Origin of the sequence: Rahnella perminowiae (assembly GCF_019049695.1) — a bacterium.
GTDB classification, from domain to species: domain Bacteria; phylum Pseudomonadota; class Gammaproteobacteria; order Enterobacterales; family Enterobacteriaceae; genus Rahnella; species Rahnella perminowiae.
In genome coordinates this window covers 21727-42297 of record NZ_JAFMOT010000175.1, presented here as the reverse complement: position 1 = coordinate 42297, position 20571 = coordinate 21727, and the positions used below count along the sequence as shown (strand labels likewise).

Genomic DNA, 20571 nt, shown 5'->3' with positions numbered 1-20571 from the left:
TCTGGCGTGGAAAAAAATAATATTACCCTCGACCGGCAGACAACGTTTGATCAGACCACATTCGCGGACATCCCAGTTCCGCCAAACGGTTTATTAGAGCGCTCTGCACGTATTAAACGGATCCAGACAACGGCAATGATCTTGCTATTTTTTGCCGCAGTGATTAATTATCTTGACCGCAGTTCCCTGTCTGTCGCGAACCTGACTATCCGTCATGACCTGGGACTGAGTGCCACTGAAATTGGTGCACTGTTATCCGTGTTCTCCCTGGCTTATGGTTTCGCACAACTGCCCTGCGGCCCCCTGCTTGACCGCAAAGGTCCGCGTATTATGCTTGGCCTGGGCATGTTTTTCTGGTCACTCTTCCAGGCAATGTCAGGCATGGTGCATACCTTCACACAGTTTATCCTGGTACGGATAGGCATGGGTATCGGCGAAGCGCCAATGAACCCCTGTGGCGTCAAGGTGATCAACGACTGGTTCAACATTAAAGAGCGCGGAAAGCCTATGGGGGTTTTCAACGCCGCATCCACCATTGGTGTAGCCATCAGCCCGCCGATTCTGGCAGCGATGATGCTCCTGATGGGCTGGCGTCTGATGTTTATTACTATCGGTATTTTGGGTGTGTTCCTGGCCATCGGCTGGTATATGCTTTACCGGAACCGCGAGAACGTGGAGCTGACCACCGTAGAGCAGGCCTATCTGAATGCCGGCAGTATTAACGCGCGTCGGGACCCGCTGAGCTTTGCAGAATGGCGCAGCCTGTTCCGTAACCGCACCATGTGGGGAATGATGCTGGGATTCAGTGGCATTAACTACACCGCGTGGCTGTATCTGGCCTGGCTCCCCGGCTACTTGCAAACTGCGTATAACCTTGACTTAAAAAGCACCGGGATGATGGCGGCTATCCCCTTCCTGTTTGGTGCGGCCGGTATGTTGATTAACGGTTTCGTCACAGACTGGCTGGTGAGACGGGGAATGGCCCCGATCAGGAGCCGCAAAATTTGCATCATTACGGGCATGCTCTGTTCAGCGGCCTTTACCTTTTTAGTGCCGCAGGCCACAACATCCATGAGCGCAGTGCTTCTCATCGGCATGGCGCTGTTCTGTATTCATTTTGCCGGTACCTCATGCTGGGGTTTGATTCATGTCGCAGTGGCATCACGCATGACGGCATCGGTCGGCAGCATTCAAAACTTTGCCAGCTTTCTCTGCGCGTCGTTTGCGCCGATTGTTACGGGTTTTATCGTGGATACCACCCACTCTTTCCGTCTGGCACTGATCATTTGTGGTTGTGTTACGGCGCTGGGAGCGCTGGCTTATGTAATACTCGTACGGCAGCCTATTAGCGACCCGCGAAAAGATTAAAAGCTGAAGGTTGATTTGTATTATAGAGACTCAGTTAGGGTGGATCAGACGGGAGTGCCCGTCTGATGCAGGAATAGCGATAATGACGGGCGTTACTGCCGTTATTACACCGGCAGGCCCGGAACAGGAGTAGACCTGAAGGCGTTGACTGCCTTGTCCACTACAACCTGAGCATCACTACCGGAATCAAGAATGGTATTTTGAATGGACTCTTTTTCAATCTGTACCGTGGTCACGTCAAGCGCTTGCAACCCCTGAGTCGCCAGTAATGAGCTCACTTGTGTAGAGAAACAAGAGCCTGTAGCGTCCTGCACTTGCGATGCTTCGGTTGTAGCAACAACATGATTATCAGAAATATAATTCCCCTGACCTGCTACCACTCGGATGATCACCGGTTTCGCTCCTGGCGGGGTAATGTACTGAGTATCTATCGTTTCCGAAATATGATTGGCAATGATCGAATTATGATCGCCGCTGATATACAGCAGGCCATACAAATCATCTAAACCATTGTTGTAAGGCTGCATCGGGCCCCAGGGTTCACGCTCACGGAAGAAATGATTTGCAGATACCAGGTTTTCTGAACAACTGCCCTCAAAGACCAGCATTCCCGGATAAAATGAATGGAACCGGTTACTGCTGACGGACGAACGTACTACACCCGAAAAATGAATACTGCTTTTGCCGCGCGGGAAAATGTTGTTTGCAGTGATCAGAAGGCCGCCAAAGTTCTGCGCATAAATTGAGTAACCTCGATAACCCGCGCCGATCAGATTATCGGTGACTTTTGAGGCCTGACCCGACCCGCGTAATTCTATACAGTTACCACACTCAGCAATGAAATTATTATGTATCGCCAGAGCATCGGCATTATAGACAGTCACGCCATGCTCTAAATACACCAGGCCCATGCCGCTGATGCGGAATGAATCCTGCGCGCTGGCAATATAAATGCCCGTTTTACCGTTGAGATAGGTGTTTTCAGGATCATCATTTCCTGAACCGTCATCAACAAAGTGCAAACCATCGATGCAAAAATCAGCGAACTCGACCGAACTTATCCGCGGATCCCCGCTGCGCGCGACGTAAAAAGCGGCGCCGTCGGATTCTTTCGTGCCAACACCTGCGGGCAGTTCAACGAGGATACGGCTTCCACCTGGCCACACTTCGTGCCAGTTAACCCATTCACTCTCAGGCGTATTAAACCGGATACTTGAAGAGGTGAATCCATGCCCGGAACCCATGATTTTCAGATAGCTGATATCTATAACAACTTGCGTGAGGAGAGGATAATCACCGGGTGGAATATAGATAACCGCCCCCGGCTTTCCGCCTTGATTAACATTCGTATCCGTTTGCCTGCTTTTAATATCCGCGATAATACTGTTAATGACCTCGCCAATATCTTCATACGGATTACCTTGATTCCAGTCAGTGACATCATAATAGTTTTGACTTGGCATGTGTAACATCCTTCTTTGACATTAATAAGTGATAAATTGGTAGCGCAACGTATCCGGCGCAGTCGTAAGGACTCTTACTGACATTAATGCACGGGGATATCCTTAAACTCCTGCGACTGATCTGAACCGTTTTCCAGTTCACGTTTTGCGAGATCAACTTTTATTTTTTCAACAAGGGTATTATTGAGTTTGAAGTAACGCACCATGAACGCGCTGATAAAATAACTTACCATCGGCAGCAACGAGAACATGATAACGATGCCCTGTATGGTTTGTGCATTTTGCTCAGGTTTATTGGCTACATAACCGGTGAATGACAATATCCAGGCGACGATGGCTCCGGCGACAGCCAGCCCCATTTTGAGCATAAAGAGATTACCGGCAAAGGATATACCGGTCAGGCGCTTACCGAATTTCCAGTCACCATAGTCATCAACATCGGACATCATGGCCCAGAGAATAGGACCGGACTGAATTAAATGCAGGATATTAATAATGATAAATAAGCTTAACAGCGGTGTCAGTGACTTCGGGTCGACGAACCACAATGCGAAAGATAGGATACCCAGGATGATATTAATAATCCGGAATAGCTTTATTTTATCAAATCGGTCAGTGAGTGGCTTCGCTATCACACTGCCCAACATATTGCAGGCAACGCCGAGCGCCATAAATAAAGTAATAAATCCTACTGAGGCCTGCATGACATAGGTAGCATAATAGATAGTCACCGCACCACGAATAAATGCAGGGAAAACGTTCAGAAACGTAATCGAAATCATCAATAACCATTGATCATTCCTGGCGATATCTTTTAAATCCTTCATCAGGGAATCGTTGGGCTTAATAGAAACCACACGCTCTTTAATACTGGAAAAACAGAACAGAAACATCAAGGTCGCGGCTCCGCCCATAATCATCATCGTCAACTGAAAACCCGATGCACGGTTACCGTTACCCAGCCAGTCGGTTAACGGTAAAATGGAGGAGGAGACAATAAGTGTCGCCAGACCATTGAGAAAGAAACGCCATGACAGACAACCCAGTCGTTCCTTTTGGTTCAGCGTAATCACGCCTGCGACCGAGCAATAGGGGATATTAATGGCGGTGTAAATCAACGACATGATCAGATAAGTCACCCACGCATAAATGATTTTTCCGTTCATGCTTAAATCAGGCGTGGTGAACATCAATATGGCACCCAGACCAAAGGGCACAGCCATCCACAATAACCAGGGGCGGAATTTACCCCATTTGCTGTGTGTCCGGTCGCAAATTGCCCCCATGATGGGATCGCTGAAGGCATCGAAAATACGTATTACCAGGAATAATGTCCCTACGATGCCTGGAGATAAACCATATACATCGGTATAAAACCATGTCAGATAAAGTGCCAGCACGCTCCAGATCATACAGGAACCTGCATCACCCATTCCGTAGCCGATCTTTTCTTTTAGACTCAACTTTGTGTAAGCACTTTGTTTTTCCATTACAGTGGCAGACATAATATTACCTCGATAATGCGCAGTCATAAATTTGAAGCACGGGTTTTTATGACCCATACCCGTACTGATAACAGAAAGGGAATAGGTTTTATCCTACTGGCAACGTTAAATAATGGAATATAGAAATTAAAAGGTCGTGATATCCATATTGACGCTACTCTCACGTATAATTAACCGGGAGACAATTTCATACATTTCGATCCCTTCTTGTTTGCTTTGGTTTTTAACCATCTGGAATGCCAGATGTGCAATTTCATGTATCGGCTGTGCAACGCTGGTAATACCCTTTGTTTGCGCCAGTAAGGTGTTATCGAAACTGGCGATCGCAATATCCTGAGGAACAGAAATCCCTTGCTTCTTTAATCCGTCGATAATATAGCTGGCAGCGACATCGTTATATACCCAAAGGCATGAACATTCGTTTCGCCGGAGTGTTAATTTCTCGATAATCTTGTCAAGGATACTGATATGTCCCGACGTTCTCTCCCCTTCCCCTTTCGCTATCCAGAATTGGTTCTCTTTATTGAAAGTCAGCCCCTGACCGGTAATTTTTTTACTCCAGGCGGAGACTTTACGATTATCAACGCCCTCCTGGGCAACAAACCCAAAGGTGGTATGCCCGGTTTGTATAAAATGTTCCGCGATACTTTCCGCACCTTTACTCTGGTTGATAGAGACGGAATTAAAAAAACGTGAAACCTGCGTGACTACCGCGACCGGAATATGGGTAGCGGTTAACCATTCAGAAAGTTCGGCCTCTGCTTCTGTTGGCACCCAGAGCAGACTGTCAATTCCCATACCAATTAAGGTGTGGATAATCTGCTTATCCTGTTGCGGTTGATTCTGGTGTGTCTTAACAATCACCGATTTTCCAATGTACCTTGCCTCTTCTTCAAATGTCGCCAGCAACTCGCAAAAGTGAGGATTGACGAGATTTGGCACGACGACGGCAATCAGCCCGGAACATTTACCACTCAGCTGGAACGCGCTCTTACTGGGCACATAACACAGGTAATCCATGGCATCACGCACCGCTTTGCGTGTTTCAGGTATCACGCTGGGGTGATTATTCAGCACTCGCGATACGGTAGCCGTTGATACTCCCGCTTTTTTCGCTACGTCTTTAATGGATGCCATGATAATGAGATGCGTCGTTTAACAATTCTGTCACTATAAATTGTGATGCAGGTCAAAAATGTAAGCCAGTTCACATGTTGTTGCGTTACATGAAACCTTGTCTGCCCGCTCAGTTCGGCCTGAGTCGCTAAACGCATCCCGGATTGCTGCTACATCATTCGCAACTAATCCAATCAGTGGATGCCCGCCACCAGCATTACAAGGGCCGCAATAAAAGCAAAGGCAACGCCCAAAGATAGAATCTTGATTATTTATCATCTCTTTGTTGCCAGAATATATAGGTGTCTCCCCAGCGCTTCATCGTGTCGAGTACCGGCTCAAGCGTAAAACCCAACTCAGTCAGTGAATATTCGACGCGTGGAGGAACTTCAGCAAATATTTCCCGGGAAATAATGCCATGAGCTTCAAGTTCCCTGAGTTGTAACGTCAATGAACGCTGTGTGACCCCGCCGATAAGCTTACGGAGCTCGCCAAACCGCTTGGTTCCCGTGAGCAGATAGTAAATGATCAGCGGTTTCCACTTGCCACCCGCTACTGCAATTGTTGCTTCGACGGTACACCGGTAATTCCGTTCTTGCTGAGTCGTCATCCTCAAACACTCCATTAGTATACTTTTTATCTCTATATATCAAAAGTGTGCCTACTTTCCAACAGAGCTTATAACCACTAGAGTATCTCCGCAGAGGTGGCTGATATGGCCATGAATTTTTTAGTCGTATAATGAATGGGTTATAAATTATGAAAGCTGCGTTTTATGAAACCCAGGGCCATGCTCATGATGTGCTGAAAATTGGCGAAGTATCCAAACCGGCACCAGGTCCTGATGAAGTGCTCGTGCGTATTTCTGTCTCCGGAATCAATCCGACGGACATTAAGGCCAGAACAGGTTTCTCTGCGAAAATGCCCTATCCACGTATCATTCCCCATCAGGATGGTGCAGGTGTGATTGAGGCAGTGGGCGGGAACGTATCATCTGAACGACTCGGTGAACGTGTCTGGCTTTATGAGGCGCAATATGGCCGGGCGACAGGCACTGCGGCTGAGTTTGTTGCTGTTCCGGCACTTCAGGCCGTCAGGCTCCCTGACAACGTTTCATTTGAAACAGGTGCGTCACTCGGCATCCCCGCACTCACCGCCCACCGTTGTCTGTTTTCCGATGGTGATCTGAAAGGCTGTCGGGTCCTTATTCATGGCGGGGCCGGCGCAGTAGGAACAGCAGCAATATCATTAGCAAAATGGGCGGGGGCATGGGTCGCTACCACGGTGAGCAATGCAAAACAGGCAGAAATAGCGAGAACTCGTGGTGCAGATTTGGTGCTCAACCGTTCAGCTGACGATGTGGCACGTACTATTTTGGCAAATACTGAGAATCTCGGTGTTGATCATATTGTCGATGTGGCTTTGAAAGAGAATTTTGATACCAATCTGGCTTGTTTGTCTCAGGGAGGTGTCATCAGCGCTTATGCAACAAGTCGCGCAACAGAAGAAATTTCCGTCCCACTTCTTAAGGCCATGACACACGGTTGTGTACTCCGCTTTGTGTATATATACAACGTACCTCGTGAACTGAAACAAGCCAGCGCAGCAGATATTAATGCCTGCCTTGAAACGGGGAACTATTCACCCGTAATAGGCTTAAATCTGCCTCTTGAGCAAATAGCGGATGCTCACTACGCTGTAGAATCTTCTGAAGTCATCGGCAAGGTCCTCGTACACCTCTGACTGGCTCAATAATTAGTGCAACGCGAGGTTATTTAGTAACAGGTAAGCCTGAAAGATTACGGTGAGCGAAATCGCCCTGAAATCCCTCAATTATCTGCCGTAGAAAAATTTTCTATGGCTGCTTTTTCCGAAAAAGGAAATCGTATCCGTCTGCACAGGACACCCACGCGACTGGTGGCGCATCGCATACCACATCTGTAAAAGAGTACCGTTACGACTGCATCAACGCACGGGTCTCGTCTGCCACACGCTGTAAGATTTGCTGCGCCTGTTCAAACGATCGGATATCGGTATAGCCAATCACCAGCCCGTAACGCTTCTGAGTCTGCGCATACCCGCTGGAGAGAGGCCGCACGTAGAGCTCGTGCTGCCTCCATAGCACGGCCAGCGCATTGTCCTGAATGCCACGCTGCAGAAAAGTAACAATGTGCATCCCGCCATCGGTCAGCTCAAATCCAGACAGCCCCGGAAAGCTCGTCTCAATAGCCTCAAGCATTATGCGACGACGCTGCTGATAGAGAATGCGCATTTTTTTAAGATGGCGGTAGAAGTGCCCTTCGCTGAGAAACTGCGCAAGGATCTTTTGCGGCAACAGCGGCAGGCCGGTTTCAAGAATTTCCCCCCAGCTCGCTGAAGCGCGTCACTGCCTCCTGCGGCATGACCAGATATTCGGATCAATTTTCCCTCTTTGATCTGCTCCCCCGTTGATTAACACACGGGATGTTTTGAAATACGTCCCCGGTAGTCAGAACGATTTCGTACTTCCGTTTCTCGTTCTTAGCAGACGACATGTCCCTCGGACCAAGCCGCTCCGTACCAAAGGCGGGCCTGTTCGAATCACGCAGAGCTATAGCACCCCGTCAGCCTTGAGCCTTCTTCCCTGATTTATGGTCATTGTAATAGCGCACGAATTACTCATTCATCACACTTTAACTGACGAAAGGGTTACTATATGCTTTATCTTGTACGCAAGATAATCAACAACAAGATAAGAGACTGGAGTATGAATATGCAGTCGCGACAGGAAACAGGAACACAACTTTCTTTTGCGCTCTACGGTGCGGCGAACCGCATGAACCGGTTACATAAGCCATTCCTGGACCCGCTGGGGCTTACCTTTCCGCAGTATCTGGTCATGCTGGAGTTGTTTAACGGCACACCACGCACCGTGGGTGAGATCGGTAATAAGCTCGGCATGGATACCGGCACCATTACGCCCATTCTTAAACGGCTTGAATCCGCCGGTCGCATACTCCGCACGCGGGACCGCGCGGACGAAAGGCGGGTGCTCATTACCCTTACGGATAACGGACGCGCTTTGCAAAACGAGCTGTGGCGCGTGACCGAAAGAATCAAATCAGCCTGTCAGTTATCGGATGCAAAGCTCGAGGAGTTACGAGATACCCTGAATAATTTTGCCCATCCTGCTGATAACCGCTAACCCCCCACGCAGATAAAAGGTACTGGTATGAAAATAGGCATTATTGGCGCAGGAAATATTGGTGCGACGCTGGCACATAAGCTCTCTGAGCAAGGTCATACGGTCAAACTGGCCAATTCAAGAGGCCCGGAAACGATTTCAGAGCTGGCACGCAAGGCAGGCGCAGTGGCGGTTGAGCGCCAGGAGGCAGTACGCGATGTGGAGGTTATCATCCTCTCCATACCTTTTGACAAGCATGCTGAACTGGCTGAACTCCTGCACAACATCCCGGAAAGCGTAATTGTCATTGATACGTCTAATTACTACCCCTTCCGCGACGGAGACATTGAAAAAATCCGTGAAGGCAAACCTGAAAGCGTGTACGCCAGTGAAATAGTCAGGCGGCCTCTTGTCAAAGCCTGGAACGCTGTTCTGGCCGAGACGCTGAAAGATAAAGGGCTGGCGGCCGGTTCTCCGTCCCGTATCGCTATTCCGGTTGCCGGCGATAATCCGGCAGCAAAATCTGTTGCGCTGGAACTGGTGAGTCAGACCGGTTTCGATGCCGTTGACGCCGGTACGCTCAGCGAATCATGGCGGCAACAGCCCGGCACGCCAGCCTATTGCACTGAGCTGAAAGCAGGAGAGCTTGAAGCGGCCCTGCAGGCAGCGAATAAAACCCGCGCTCCATTGAACAGAGATGCGCTAATCGAGGAATTCACATCTGCAGGCGCTCAACTCACTCATGATGCTATCGTCAAACGTAACCGTGAAGTAACGGCCTGATTCAAAAGGTAACTTTATGACTAATAATGAAAAGTACCGCATTGCTGTCCTGGGAACAGGCCATATCGGTAAAACGCTTGCGCGCAGTCTCGCATCTGCCGGGCACTCCGTTAAGGTTGCAAATTCACGCGGCCCTGAAACGATAGCCCCCGACGTGCTTGCAACGGGTGCTGAAGCGGCCGATGCTGCCTGCGCCATGCAAAATGCGCAGGTTGTTATTCTGTCCATACCTATGGCGAAGCTTGTGGATATCGCCCCTCTGATAAGAAAGTTACCCCAGCATGTTATCGTTGCTGATACGTCAAACTATTATCCCCATCGCGACGGCAACATTGATACGTTCTCAGATGGTCAGGTCGAAAGCCTGTGGGTGGCGCATCTCCTGAACCGCCCTCTGGTAAAGGTGTGGAATGCAATAGGTTCAGATTCTCTCGCGACAAAAGGTACAGCAGAAGCAACGGAAGTACGTATTTCAATTCCTGTGGCGGGGAATATCGAAGAGCACAAAAAAGTGGTTATGAGTCTTGTCAATGAAACAGGGTTCGACGCCTTCGATGCGGGCACGCTTGAGGAGTCATGGCGTCAACAGCCGGGCGCGCCCTGCTACTGTACGGATCTCACATACAATGAAATGAAGTTGGCGCTCGCCGCAACGGAAAAATCACGGCTGCCCGCGCGTCGGGATATTGCTGTGCAGGCAATTCAGGAACGAATGGGCGATAAACGATCCAATCCGAATGCAGATTATATTGTTCGCTTACACCGGGCTCTTTTTATGTAATCCGCAAGCCGTATTACTGACTGCACTAAAATCTGCTCTGGAATATCACCATTTCTCATTAAGCCCTGTTCCATTTATCGATATATGAGCGAGAAAGCATACGTCCTTTTTTCGCTCACAGCGGACGATTATATTGTCCGCTCCGTGCCAGAGGTGAACCTGTAAGCACACCCTTTTTAGTTCCCTGCACTTTTTAAGATCCCGGCCAGGTTGATCCTGACAGGTCATCCATCACTTCAACACGGCATCGTTGAACAGAAGACGGATGTGTGTAACTTTCGTAAGGTAAGCGACGATTTTAAGAATAAAAAAGGAGTGGTTATGGGCAGATTTCACGGTAAACGTATTCTTATCACGGGGGGTACCAGTGGCATGGGACTGGCGGGTGCGCTGCGCATTGTAAAAGAAGGTGGGCAAGTTGCCATCACGGGACTCAGTGAAGAACGTCTGGCACAAGCCCGCAAGTTATTACCGGACACTGCACTGATCCTGAAAAGTGATGCAGCCAGTGAGGCTGATATTAATGCGCTCGCGACGGCTGTCAGCAGTTGGGGACAACTTGACGGATTATGGCTGAATGCGGGTTACGCGGAAGTGGGTGCCCCTGAATCTGTGACAGCCGACGCCTTTAACCGCATGATGAATGCCAATGTTCGCGGGCCAATGCTCCAGCTTGCATCACTTTCCCAAAGGCTGAATCCCGGCGCATCTGTGTTGGTCACCGCGTCGTCTTCGGTCTATGAAGGCGCGGCAATGACGAGCCTGTATGCGGCAACCAAAGGCGCCGTTGTCGCCATGGTAAAAAGCTGGGCCGCCTCGCTTGCTACGCGCAACATTCGCGCCAACACACTGGTACCCGGGCCCATCGAGACTAATTTCAGGCACTTCATGCCCGATGAATCGCGACAACAGTTTGAGGATTTTGTGGTAAACCAGGTGCCCCTCAGACGAGCCGGTACAGCTGATGAAGCTGCCGCTGTCGCGCTTTTCCTGCTCTCCGATGATGCGTCTTACGTAACCGGAAGCCAGTATGCGGTAGACGGCGGACTGGTTCACTATTGATACAAAATCTGCTTCCCGCTTACAGGCGCCTGAGTTTCTCCTTTCAGACGGCTTCGTGCCTGAAGCGGGCTTAACGAACAGAGCAGAGGATCCCCCGCGCATCGTGGCGTGACTTTCATCTGCCAGCAGCTACCCCTGACCTTTCCGGGACTCACGTTCCGCAAGCATCAGTAAAGTGTGGTTTTTAATCGTCCGGGCAAGGCCTCGTCGTAAGCCAAACCATCAATTTCTGACTGCGAAATCATACTCAGGATACTGCCTGTGCTGGGAAGAGTCTGGCGCTCAATTTGTGTGGCAGGATCCCAAAGTTTTGAACGAATAATTGCCCTGCTGCACTGAAAGAAAACGCTGTTCACTGAAATGCGCAACACCGTTTTAGGGGGATGATTATTGATTGAGAATTGATCAAGCAAAGCCGGGTCTTTACGGATTTCAGCTGTCCCGGTTATACGCAATGTTTCGCCAATGCCGGGGATTAAAAAGAGAAGCGCAACCCGGTTGTCATTTAAAATATTGCGCAGACTATCGATACGGTTATTCCCCCTGCGGTCGGGCAAAAGTATCGTTTTAGCGTCCTCGATGTGAATGAAGCCTGCTGGATCGCCTCGCGGTGATACGTCCAGACCCTCCGGTCCTGATGTCGCAAGCGCCACAAATGGCGAGGCCTCAATAAAAGGCCGGTAAGCAGGATGAATATGGTCAGTCACCTTTGTTAAAGAAGGTTTAGCTACCACGCCGTAAAGTTGCTCAAGCTCATTACTGTCAGTAATCAGCATGTTTTCTTCAGCCATCTTATCCCCCTCCATTGATTTCAAAACAGTATGCACGCTGAGATGTTATCGCTGATGCTTTTTAGATGTCTATTTTCATAACCTGGATACGTAGTGACGTTCCAAAAACCTTGGGAGATATTGCAGATGAATGGCAGCGTACGCATTAACCGGCGCAGGCAATTCCGGTCATTTATCGCTAAACACTCCAATTAAACAAGTAATTTCTTGTTTAATTGATGAAGGATCGGATAGGTTAGTTATCCACTCACTTCACTACAGGGCGAAAACATGCCTATTTTGCATACAAAGCATGGCGATATCGATTATCAGGATATCGGTACGGGGGACACAACGCTCTTCCTGATGCCGGGCTGGTGCCAGCCAAAAACCGTCTTCAATGACTTCTCTGAGCTGGCCGCCGTTTTCTTCCGTGTTGTCATTATTGACTGGCGTGGTCATGGAAAATCATCGACCGATGGTCAGGATTTTGACGGTGCGGCGTTATTAACAGACGCGTTGACCCTCATTGAACATCTCAGCCTGTCCCGCGTAGTACCGGTCTCCGTTGCCCATGCCAGTTGGATAGCTGTAGATTTGGTGGAAAGTTTAAAAGAACGTGTGCCTGCAGTGATATTCCTTGATTGGATCATGAATCAGCCTGCGGCGGCGTTTTTCACTTCAATCAAAGAAATGCAGCATGAAGATCGCTGGCAATATGCGCGGGATCATCTTTACGAATTTTGGCTGGCAGGAAGCGACTCCCCCATCATGAACCACCATCTGAAAACCGAAATGGCTGGCTCCAGCTACCCGCTTTGGCGACTTGCAGGTCAGGTGATCGCCGATGCCTACCATAAATACGGTTCACCGCTGCAACGCCTCGAAAAACTCAAAAACCCACCGAAGGCTACCCATATCTATTCCCTCGACAGAAACGACGAATACCTTGCTTTACAGCAGCGTTTCGCTACAACGCATGATTTCTTTAAAGTGAAACGTTTGGAGAATGCCAGAACTCATCTGGCCGTGCTTGAAAGGCCGGGGGATGTATTGGCGGGAATTATGGCATCGATATAAATCATTAATCATTAATCGTTTTTCACAACACATTGATGCTTCGGCGACGACCGAAGCATCAGGCTTCTGTCGGCAATAAACTGACTGGAAATTAACGACGGAGCAGACTAATGATTGCAGTGCTTTTTGAGGCAGACGCCCTGCCAGAGGCTCAGGAAAGGTATCTTCAGCTTGCCTCTGAGCTGAAACCCTTATTATCAGACACGCCGGGATTTATCTCTATTGAGCGATTCCAGAGTCTGAGTACGCCCGGAAAAATCCTTTCTTTGTCATGGTGGGAAGATGAGGAGTCTGTGGCGGGCTGGAAACAAAATGTTATGCATCTGGCAGCGCAGAAAGAAGGTAAACAGTCAATTTTCTCATTCTACCGAATACGCGTTGCCCGTGTATTCCGTGATTACTCTTCTGATACGGGAGCACATCAGCATGTATGATATTCACGTCATTCTCAGTAATACCCCAGGTTCGCTTGGCTCACTTGGCCGCGTGCTGGGTACAAACGGTGTAGGACTTGAAGGAGGTGGTGTATTTTCGACGCCTGAAGCCGGACATGCACATTTCCTGGTTGAAGACGGTGAAAAAGCCCGCAAGGTTCTGACGGATGCCGGCTTTGATGTCATCCGCGTATGCCGCCCTCTGATAAGGAAATTATCTCAGGAACGGCCAGGAGAACTCGGAGAAATAGCTGACACAATGGCCCAAAATGGCATTAACATTCTGGTACAGTACAGCGATCACAGTAACCGGCTTATTCTGGTCACGGATGACGATATCCGGGCGGCTAAAGTCACTCAAAAATGGGCAATACACCCTGAATGACCCCTCTGAAAACCGCATATGACAGTGAGCCGGATAATTCGCTAGAGAAATCGATGTCACTGGTTGCGTCTGCCATCGCTGACACATCAAGGGTCAGCATTCTGTGTGCACTGATGGATGGCCGCGCGTGGACAGCAACGGAACTCAGCGTGGTAGCGGATATTGCTGCATCCACCACCAGCGGTCATCTTACCCGACTTCTCAGCAGCGGGCTGGTCATCTGTCTGACTCAGGGGCGCCACCGGTATTACAGCCTTGCGTGCCATCATATCGCCGGGTTACTGGAGAATCTCATGGGAGTGTCCATGCATCCCCTCATTTCCCCTCAATCCAGGACGCCGGTATCTCTGCGTTACGCACGAACCTGTTACGATCATCTGGCAGGAGAACTGGCTGTAAAAATTTACGATTTTATGCAGCAGGAAAAATGGATTGAGGCTGACGGCACTGCGCTGACGCCAGTCGGCAAAACACATTTTGAGAAACTTGGCGCGGTGCTTAATTCACGTCCGCGCCGTAAGTCTTGTTGTCCATGCCTCGACTGGAGCGAAAGACGCTTCCATTTAGGCGGTGATGCTGGCTCGGCACTCATGACACTTTTTCTGCAGAAAGGGTGGATAACCCGCACGCAGGGATATCGCGAGGTGCACCTGACCGGCAGTGGCAAGAGTGCAATGTATCGCCTGTTCGGTTTGAACTTAACCTGAACTCACATCCTTTCTCTGCAGGCGCGCTCTGCATCAACCATCGCTTTCCATTGCTGAACGGATGATCTGGCCTGCATTCTGGTATACCACTCACGCAATGCATTGCAGTCTGCCGGTACGGGAAGTTTCACTAATGCGGCAAAAATCATCCCTCCGATCACTGCGATATCCGCCATTGAGAAAGCGTCACCGGCGACATAAGGCTGCGTTTGTAGAACGCGATCAAAATAATGCATCCCTCTGATTGCCTTATCGCACATCCGGTTGCCCCACTCCGGATTTTGATACAATTCAACCTCCGGCCCCAGCCCCGGCGTAGCGTGATGGAAATACACGCTTACTGCATCAAGGAATTCAATTTCAGCACGCTTCGTCATCATATGAATGATGCCCTTCTCTTCCGGCGTTGTTCCTGTCAGCGCGCATGACGGGTCCAGTGCATCCAGATACTGTGTGATGGCTGTACATTCGGCGATCAGCGTGCCGTCATCAAGCGCCAGAACAGGCAGCGTGCCCGAATAATTAATGGCGAGAAATTCGTTTTTTTTATGCTCACCCTTCCATAAATTGATCGGGACAAATTCTGTCTTTGACAGCCATCCTTTTTCTGCAAGCGCAATGCGCACACGTGCAGGATAAGGCCCGTCATACCAGTCATAGATTTTCATCGGAGGAAGGTCCTTAACGCCAGTTAATGTGAGTGGATAAGTCATAGCCAATATCTACCTGTCAATTGGTAGTTTAATGTTGGACCTATATTTTGTGAGTGTCAACACCTGCCTGTCAGTTGGCAGGCTAAGGCGGCAGGTGTATAGTGATGATATGAACTTGTGTTTAAGAAAGAGGCGATGATGAGCGTAAATGCACGGGAAGCAATATTGGCTGAGGCGAAACATGCGGCTCAGAAGCACGGATATAACGGGATAAACTTTCGCAGTATTGCATCGGCAGTGGGTATCAAAAATGCCAGTATCTATTACCACTTTGACAGCAAGGCAAGCCTTGGCGCTGCGGTTGCCCACCGATACTGGCAGGATACCGCTCAGCACCTTGAGACCATACGCAGCACAAGTGCCAGTGCCGGCGAAGCCTTAAAGCGTTATCCTGCTGTTTTCCGTCAATCCCTTGAAGATGATAACAGGCTGTGTTTATCCAGTTTCATGGCCGCTGAATATGAAGACCTGCCTCAGGACGTTAAGGTTGAAGTACAGGCTTTTGTTGATGCAAACGTCGCGTGGCTGAGCCAGGTGCTTAGTGAGAAAGGTACAGGTAGTTCCGAGGATTACAAAAAGCAGGCCCTCGCTATTTATACAGCCGTCGCGGGCGCGCAACTGATTGCACGGATCCATAAGAACACTGAACTGTTTGATGAACTGATGATGACTTATCAGCAGACAGGACTGATACCCATCATCTAGACGGGTCACAGCCACGCATCAGGAAATAGAACGCCCGCGTCTCTCCCGGTGTTTCAACCTGCAGTGAAAATAACATCGACCATTGGCCATTCCGGTTAAGGGTATCGGTCCCTCTATTGGCAACAGCGTTGTCATAATGAGTCGGGGTGCGATTATTGATGCAGGCAGCACGCCTGCGGGTAATGTCAGTGTACCGACAAGTTGCTCACAAATGTGTGCTGAAACATTCAATGGCGACAACCCCCTATTAAGAGCCCACCCTAACTATTCCTGTTAATTCAATAGATTAATACAACCCTTCTGTCTGGCATGTCCCATGCTTGTTCCTTTCTCAAACCTTGTATTGAGCAACATTGAGCGGGAGAGTGAATCATGCCGGGAAAAATGAAAACCATGGACGGGAATACGGCGGCAGCCTATGTGTCTTATGCCTTCACGGATGTTACCGCGATTTATCCGATTACACCGTCGACGCCGATGGCAGAAAGTGTCGATGAATGGGCCGCACAGGGTAAAAAAAACCTGTTCGGTCAGACGGTGAAAATCATGGAGATGCAGTCTGAATCTGGCGCCGCCGGGGCGATACACGGTGCCTTGCAGGCTGGTGCGCTGGCGACCACTTATACCGCTTCGCAAGGGTTGTTGTTAATGACACCCAACATGTACAAAATTGCCGGTGAACTCCTGCCCGCAGTTTTTCATGTCAGTGCCCGAGCTCTGGCAACCAACTCGTTAAATATCTTCGGGGATCATCAGGATGTTATGGCTGTTCGCCAGACCGGTTGTGCCATGCTGGCAGAAAGCAGCGTTCAGCAAGTGATGGATCTTGCGGCGGTGGCACATCTGACCGCCATTAAAGGGCGCATCCCGTTTATCAACTTCTTTGATGGTTTTCGCACCTCTCACGAAATTCAGAAAATCGAAGTTCTCGATTATGAAGATTTGGGCGCATTGCTGGACCGGGATGCCGTGGCGCGTTTTCGCCAGAATGCGTTACATCCGGACCATCCTGTCATCCGCGGTACGGCACAAAACCCGGATATTTATTTTCAGGAGCGTGAAGCATCGAATAAATTCTATATGGCTCTGCCGGAAATGGTGGAGTCATACATGGCCAAAATCAGCGCACTCACCGGTCGCGAGTATCATCTGTTCAACTATTACGGTGCGCCGGATGCTGGCCGGATGATTATCGCGATGGGGTCAGTGTGCGAAACCATTCAGGAAACGGTGGATTATCTCAATGCCCGCGGTGAGAAAGTCGGCGTGCTGACCGTGCACCTTTACCGGCCTTTTTCCCTGAAGCATTTCTTCAAATACATTCCGAAGAGTGTCAGTAATATTGCCGTTCTCGACCGGACGAAAGAGCCCGGTTCACTGGCGGAACCCCTGTACCTCGACGTGAAAAGTGCGTTTTATAACAGCGACTGGCGCCCGGTGATTGTCGGTGGCCGCTACGCGCTGGGCGGAAAAGATATTCTGCCTTCCCATATTATTTCGATCTTCGATAATCTGGCTGCTGAACGCCCGCGCGATGGCTTTACGGTGGGGATAAACGACGATGTCACCTTTACCTCATTGCCCCTCTCAGACCGTGATATTGATACCTCATCCGGCGGAACGACCGCCTGTAAATTCTGGGGACTGGGTTCAGACGGGGCCGTCGGAGCCAATAAAAGTGCCATCAAAATTATCGGCGACAAAACCGATATGTATGCGCAGGCCTATTTTGCTTATGACTCTAAAAAGTCCGGCGGCGTCACGATGTCGCATCTGCGCTTTGGTCATAACCCGATCAGGTCCCCGTATTTAATCGATAAAGCTGATTTTATTTCGTGCTCACAACAATCCTACGTTAACAAATATCACCTGCTGGCAGGGCTGAAACCGGGAGGAACTTTCCTGCTGAACTGTAGCTGGGATGTCGCGGAGCTGAATGAGAAACTGCCCGTCGCCATGAAGCGCTATATCGCAGCAAACGATATTCAATTTTATATCGTCAATGCCGTCGGAATAGCCCAAAAACTGGGGCTGGGCGGGCGCTTTAACATGATCATGCAATCGGCTTTCTTCAAACTGGCAGACATCATTCCCCTGACGCGCGCCGTGGAATACCTGAAACAAAGTATTGAGCATGCTTACGGAAATAAAGGCCAAAAGATTGTTGATATGAACAATCTTGCGGTGGACAGCGGCATTGAATCAGTGGTGAAAATCAGCGTACCGCAGGCGTGGAAGCATCTTGAGGACAAAGTCGTGTCCCCCAAAAAGCTGCCTGCATTTATTAAAGATATTCTGATCCCGATGAATCGCCAGGAAGGGGATTCGTTGCCGGTCAGCATTTTTGACGGCATCGAGGATGGCACCTTCCCGTCCGGCACCTCAGCATATGAAAAACGCGGGGTGGCGATTAACGTGCCTGTGTGGCAGACGGACAAATGTACCCAATGTAACCAATGTGCCTTTATCTGCCCGCACGCCGCTATCCGCCCTGTCCTGATTTCTGAAGAAGAGAGGCAAAATGCACCGGCAGGGTTCAGCGCCAAACGGGCCAGCGGAACAGAAGATGCCTGGTACCGCCTCGCCGTTTCTCCGCTCGATTGCTCCGGTTGCGGTAACTGTGCAGATGTCTGCCCGGTCAAAGGCAAGGCGCTGTCGATGCAACCGCTGGAATCGCAGGAACACGAAATTGAGCTGTGGGAATATGCGCTCAGCCTGACACCCAAAGCCAATCCGCAAAATAAATTCACCGTGAAAGGCAGCCAGTTTGAACAGCCTCTGCTGGAGTTCTCCGGCGCCTGCGGGGGTTGCGGTGAAACGCCTTACGCCAAACTGGTGACTCAGTTATTTGGCGACAGAATGATGATTGCCAATGCGACCGGATGTTCATCGATCTGGGGCGCGAGCGCACCTTCTATTCCTTATACCACTAACCACAAAGGGCAAGGCCCGACCTGGGCTAACTCACTTTTTGAAGATAACGCCGAGTTTGGCCTTGGCATGCTGCTGGGTGTGGATGCGATTCGCGATACCCTCGCCACACAGGTTAAAGCGGCGCTCGACAACGCGCCGGATGTGCCACTGGATGCAGAACTGTCAGCCTGTCTGAGTGACTGGCTGGCAAATAAAGATCAGGGCGAAGGCACCCGTGAGCGGGCGGAAAAAGTGGTGACACTTCTGGCTTCGCAGACGCCAGGGAAAAACCCGCACACCGACAGTATCTATGCCCACCGCGATTATCTGGCGAAGCGTTCTCACTGGATATTTGGCGGTGACGGCTGGGCCTACGATATCGGCTTCGGAGGGTTGGATCATGTGCTGGCATCGGGTAAGGACGTCAACGTTCTGGTGTTTGATACCGAGGTCTATTCCAACACGGGCGGTCAGTCGTCTAAATCGACGCCAGCGGCAGCCATTGCGCAATTTGCTGCAAGCGGCAAGAAAACCCGAAAGAAAGATCTGGGCATGATGGCGATGAGTTACGGCTATGTGTATGTCGCTCAAATCGCAATGGGGGCCGACAAAAATCAGACATTGCGGGCGATTGCCGAAGCCGAGGCGTATCCGGGACCTTCACTCATTATCGCTTACGCCGCCTGTATCAACCACGGTTTGCGTATCGGTATGGGATGCAGTCAGCGTGAAGCCAGGCGCGCTGTCGAGGCAGGATATTGGGCTAATTACCGTTATCACCCGCAACTGAAAGAGGCCGGTAAAAATCCGTTCATTCTCGATTCAGAGGAACCTGAAGAGGATTTCCAGGCGTTTCTGGCAGGCGAAGTGCGCTACTCGTCATTGAAAAAGCTGTATCCGGAATTTGCCGAGTTTCTGTTTAAAAAGACCGAAGACGATGCACGCGAAAGACTTGAAGGCTATAAAAAACTCGCGTCATCCTGAGAGAAAACGGCGAGTCGTCATGGCACTAATCTTTTAATAAACATGTGATATATCAGGAGATGATTATGGCTACCATCGGTATTTTTTTTGGGTCTGATACCGGACAAACAAGAAAAGTTGCGAAGCTTATCCACCAGAAACTGGACGGGATTGCCGACGCGCCCCTGGATGTCCGGCGCGCAACCCGCGAACAGTTTTTATCCTACCCGGTCCTGCTGTTAGGTACGCCAACGCTGGGCGATGGTGAGCTACCTGGTGTGGATGCAGGCAGTCAGTACGACTCCTGGCAGGAGTTCACCAACACGCTGTCTGAAGCTGATCTGACCGGTAAGACGGTGGCATTATTTGGGCTGGGCGATCAGCTTAACTATTCCAAAAATTTTGTTAGCGCAATGCGGATCCTCTATGACCTCGTCATTGCGCGTGGCGCCTGTGTTGTCGGTAACTGGCCGCGTGAAGGCTATAAATTCTCGTTTTCCGCTGCACTGCTGGAAAACAATGAGTTTGTCGGCCTGCCACTGGATCAGGAAAATCAATACGACCTGACAGAAGAGCGTATTGACAGCTGGCTGGAGAAGCTTAAACCAGCAGTGCTTTGACCCTCAGGTGATGGCACCTCTGCAAAAAATATAAAACCAG

Annotated in this window: 21 protein-coding genes; 14 read left to right on the top strand and 7 right to left on the bottom strand. The window is 49.9% G+C overall.

Annotation, left to right across the window (positions count from 1 at the left end; genetic code table 11):
* The first annotated feature begins 6 nt into the window (after window positions 1–6).
* On the top strand, window positions 7–1368 hold the full coding sequence (locus J1781_RS12100; RefSeq protein ID WP_217219719.1) for an MFS transporter: 1362 nt from the start codon (window positions 7–9) through the stop codon (window positions 1366–1368).
* A gap of 104 nt (window positions 1369–1472) precedes the next feature.
* Here J1781_RS12100 and J1781_RS12095 read toward each other — a convergent pair whose 3' ends face one another.
* The 4 genes from J1781_RS12095 to J1781_RS12080 form a co-directional block, all read right to left on the bottom strand.
* Entirely contained in the window at window positions 1473–2831 is a 1359-nt protein-coding gene (locus tag J1781_RS12095) for a NosD domain-containing protein (RefSeq protein ID WP_217233652.1), read from the bottom strand.
* Between the two features lie 83 nt (window positions 2832–2914).
* Window positions 2915–4336 (bottom strand): glycoside-pentoside-hexuronide (GPH):cation symporter, encoded by a 1422-nt coding sequence (locus J1781_RS12090; RefSeq protein WP_129955469.1) that lies wholly within the window; start codon window positions 4334–4336, stop codon window positions 2915–2917.
* A 126-nt stretch (window positions 4337–4462) separates the two neighbouring features.
* The gene (locus J1781_RS12085; RefSeq protein ID WP_217233651.1) at window positions 4463–5473 is read right to left on the bottom strand and encodes a LacI family DNA-binding transcriptional regulator; all 1011 of its coding nucleotides are present in this window, start codon (window positions 5471–5473) and stop codon (window positions 4463–4465) included.
* Between the two features lie 247 nt (window positions 5474–5720).
* Window positions 5721–6062, bottom strand: a complete 342-nt coding sequence (locus J1781_RS12080; RefSeq protein WP_217219725.1) for a winged helix-turn-helix transcriptional regulator — start codon at window positions 6060–6062, stop codon at window positions 5721–5723.
* Between the two features lie 149 nt (window positions 6063–6211).
* On the opposite strand from J1781_RS12080, the gene J1781_RS12075 reads away from it, so the two are divergent.
* Window positions 6212–7195: an NADPH:quinone reductase gene (locus J1781_RS12075; RefSeq protein WP_217233650.1), complete on the top strand. Its 984-nt coding sequence runs from the start codon at window positions 6212–6214 to the stop codon at window positions 7193–7195.
* Window positions 7196–7406: 211 nt separating this feature from the next.
* Here J1781_RS12075 and J1781_RS12070 read toward each other — a convergent pair whose 3' ends face one another.
* Window positions 7407–7787, bottom strand: a complete 381-nt coding sequence (locus J1781_RS12070; protein WP_238483523.1) for an aminotransferase-like domain-containing protein — start codon at window positions 7785–7787, stop codon at window positions 7407–7409.
* A 417-nt stretch (window positions 7788–8204) separates the two neighbouring features.
* Here J1781_RS12070 and J1781_RS12065 point away from each other — a divergent pair, with 417 nt between their 5' ends.
* From J1781_RS12065 to J1781_RS12050, 4 genes are all read left to right on the top strand, one after another.
* Complete coding sequence (locus tag J1781_RS12065; RefSeq protein WP_238483234.1) at window positions 8205–8636, top strand: MarR family winged helix-turn-helix transcriptional regulator; 432 nt, start codon at window positions 8205–8207, stop codon at window positions 8634–8636.
* Window positions 8637–8648: 12 nt separating this feature from the next.
* Window positions 8649–9398, top strand: coding sequence for an NADPH-dependent F420 reductase (locus tag J1781_RS12060; protein ID WP_408004159.1), 750 nt, complete (start codon window positions 8649–8651; stop codon window positions 9396–9398).
* A gap of 16 nt (window positions 9399–9414) precedes the next feature.
* Window positions 9415–10179: an NADPH-dependent F420 reductase gene (locus tag J1781_RS12055; protein WP_217233648.1), complete on the top strand. Its 765-nt coding sequence runs from the start codon at window positions 9415–9417 to the stop codon at window positions 10177–10179.
* A 321-nt stretch (window positions 10180–10500) separates the two neighbouring features.
* A complete protein-coding gene (locus tag J1781_RS12050; protein WP_217233647.1) occupies window positions 10501–11241 on the top strand; it encodes an SDR family oxidoreductase in 741 nt (246 codons plus the stop codon).
* 167 nt (window positions 11242–11408) lie between these two features.
* Here J1781_RS12050 and J1781_RS12045 read toward each other — a convergent pair whose 3' ends face one another.
* Window positions 11409–12032, bottom strand: a complete 624-nt coding sequence (locus tag J1781_RS12045; RefSeq protein WP_217233646.1) for a pyridoxamine 5'-phosphate oxidase family protein — start codon at window positions 12030–12032, stop codon at window positions 11409–11411.
* A 65-nt stretch (window positions 12033–12097) separates the two neighbouring features.
* Between J1781_RS12045 and J1781_RS26500 the strand changes: the two genes are divergently transcribed.
* From J1781_RS26500 to J1781_RS12025, 5 genes are all read left to right on the top strand, one after another.
* Complete coding sequence (locus tag J1781_RS26500; RefSeq protein ID WP_370278370.1) at window positions 12098–12181, top strand: DUF6434 domain-containing protein; 84 nt, start codon at window positions 12098–12100, stop codon at window positions 12179–12181.
* Window positions 12182–12302: 121 nt separating this feature from the next.
* Window positions 12303–13091: an alpha/beta fold hydrolase gene (locus J1781_RS12040; RefSeq protein ID WP_217233645.1), complete on the top strand. Its 789-nt coding sequence runs from the start codon at window positions 12303–12305 to the stop codon at window positions 13089–13091.
* A 110-nt stretch (window positions 13092–13201) separates the two neighbouring features.
* Window positions 13202–13525 carry an antibiotic biosynthesis monooxygenase family protein gene (locus J1781_RS12035; RefSeq protein WP_217219738.1) on the top strand — a complete coding sequence of 108 codons (324 nt, stop codon included), beginning with the start codon at window positions 13202–13204 and terminating at the stop codon, window positions 13523–13525.
* On the top strand, window positions 13518–13910 hold the full coding sequence (locus J1781_RS12030) for an amino acid-binding protein (protein WP_217233644.1): 393 nt from the start codon (window positions 13518–13520) through the stop codon (window positions 13908–13910). Before J1781_RS12035 ends, J1781_RS12030 begins: the two co-directional genes overlap by 8 nt.
* Complete coding sequence (locus J1781_RS12025; protein WP_217233643.1) at window positions 13907–14617, top strand: ArsR/SmtB family transcription factor; 711 nt, start codon at window positions 13907–13909, stop codon at window positions 14615–14617. The genes J1781_RS12030 and J1781_RS12025 overlap by 4 nt, the downstream gene beginning before the upstream one ends.
* Before the next feature lie 2 nt (window positions 14618–14619).
* On the opposite strand, the gene J1781_RS12020 is transcribed toward J1781_RS12025, so the two are convergent.
* Window positions 14620–15285 (bottom strand): glutathione S-transferase, encoded by a 666-nt coding sequence (locus J1781_RS12020; RefSeq protein ID WP_217233642.1) that lies wholly within the window; start codon window positions 15283–15285, stop codon window positions 14620–14622.
* Between the two features lie 183 nt (window positions 15286–15468).
* Between J1781_RS12020 and J1781_RS12015 the strand changes: the two genes are divergently transcribed.
* From J1781_RS12015 to J1781_RS12005, 3 genes are all read left to right on the top strand, one after another.
* Complete coding sequence (locus tag J1781_RS12015; RefSeq protein WP_217233688.1) at window positions 15469–16035, top strand: TetR/AcrR family transcriptional regulator; 567 nt, start codon at window positions 15469–15471, stop codon at window positions 16033–16035.
* A 372-nt stretch (window positions 16036–16407) separates the two neighbouring features.
* A complete protein-coding gene (gene nifJ, locus J1781_RS12010) occupies window positions 16408–19932 on the top strand; it encodes a pyruvate:ferredoxin (flavodoxin) oxidoreductase (RefSeq protein WP_217233641.1) in 3525 nt (1174 codons plus the stop codon).
* 65 nt (window positions 19933–19997) lie between these two features.
* The gene (locus tag J1781_RS12005) at window positions 19998–20531 is read left to right on the top strand and encodes a flavodoxin (RefSeq protein WP_047608110.1); all 534 of its coding nucleotides are present in this window, start codon (window positions 19998–20000) and stop codon (window positions 20529–20531) included.
* The last annotated feature ends 40 nt before the right edge of the window (window positions 20532–20571 follow it).